General features: G+C 57.2%; 1 rRNA gene. It reads left to right on the forward strand.

The features are described 5' to 3' along the window. Positions 1-47: 47 nt before the first annotated feature. Positions 48-1592, forward strand: a 23S ribosomal RNA gene (locus AC07AL_RS38535); the annotation flags it as partial.

Raw genomic sequence — 1592 nt, forward strand, 5'->3', positions numbered from 1 at the left:
GTGACTGGTCGTTGTTTGAGAACTGCACAGTGGACGCGAGCATCTGTGGCCAAGTTTTTAAGGGCGCACGGTGGATGCCTTGGCACCAGGAACCGATGAAGGACGTGGGAGGCCACGATAGTCCCCGGGGAGCCGTCAACCAGGCTTTGATCCGGGGGTTTCCGAATGGGGAAACCCGGCAGTCGTCATGGGCTGTCACCCGCTGCTGAACACATAGGCAGTGTGGAGGGAACGCGGGGAAGTGAAACATCTCAGTACCCGCAGGAAGAGAAAACAACCGTGATTCCGGGAGTAGTGGCGAGCGAAACCGGATGAGGCTAAACCGTGATGGTGTGAGACCCGGCAGGGGTTGCCATCGCGGGGTCGTGGGATTTTTCTTGATCGGTCTGCCGGCCGGTCGGCGAGTCAGAAACCGTATGGGTAGTCGAAGGACATGCGAAAGGTCCGGCGTAGAGGGTAAGACCCCCGTAGACGAAATCTGTACGGCTCGTTTGAGAAACTCCCAAGTAGCACGGGGCCCGAGAAATCCCGTGTGAATCTGGCGGGACCACCCGCTAAGCCTAAATATTCCCTGGTGACCGATAGCGGATAGTACCGTGAGGGAATGGTGAAAAGTACCGCGGGAGCGGAGTGAAATAGTACCTGAAACCGTGTGCCTACAAGCCGTGGGAGCGTCGTTCATCAGCTTGCTGGTGGGCCGTGACTGCGTGCCTTTTGAAGAATGAGCCTGCGAGTTTGCGGTGTGTAGCGAGGTTAACCCGTGTGGGGTAGCCGTAGCGAAAGCGAGTCCGAATAGGGCGTCTGAGTTGCATGCCCAAGACCCGAAGCGGAGTGATCTAGCCATGGGCAGGTTGAAGCGCGGGTAAGACCGTGTGGAGGACCGAACCCACCAGGGTTGAAAACCTGGGGGATGACCTGTGGTTAGGGGTGAAAGGCCAATCAAACTCCGTTATAGCTGGTTCTCCCCGAAATGCATTTAGGTGCAGCGTCACGTGTTTCTTGCCGGAGGTAGAGCACTGGATAGGCGATGGGCCTTACCGGGTTACTGACCTTAGCCAAACTCCGAATGCCGGTAAGTGAGAGCGTGGCAGTGAGACTGTGGGGGATAAGCTCCATGGTCGAGAGGGAAACAGCCCAGAACACCGACTAAGGTCCCTAAGCGTGTGCTAAGTGGGAAAGGATGTGGAGTCGCAGAGACAACCAGGAGGTTGGCTTAGAAGCAGCCACCCTTGAAAGAGTGCGTAATAGCTCACTGGTCAAGTGATTCCGCGCCGACAATGTAGCGGGGCTCAAGCACATCACCGAAGTCGTGTCATTGCAGCATGAAGGGCTAACGCCTGCTGTGATGGGTAGGGGAGCGTCGTGTGCCGGGTGAAGCGGCGGTGGAAACCAGTCGTGGACGGTATACGAGTGAGAATGCAGGCATGAGTAGCGATACAAGAGTGGGAAACTCTTGCGCCGATTGACCAAGGGTTCCTGGGTCAAGCTGATCTGCCCAGGGTAAGTCGGGACCTAAGGCGAGGCCGACAGGCGTAGTCGATGGACAACGGGTTGATATTCCCGTACCCGCTTTGAAGCGCCAACGCTGAACC

This window comes from Kitasatospora sp. NPDC043949, assembly GCF_056435365.1.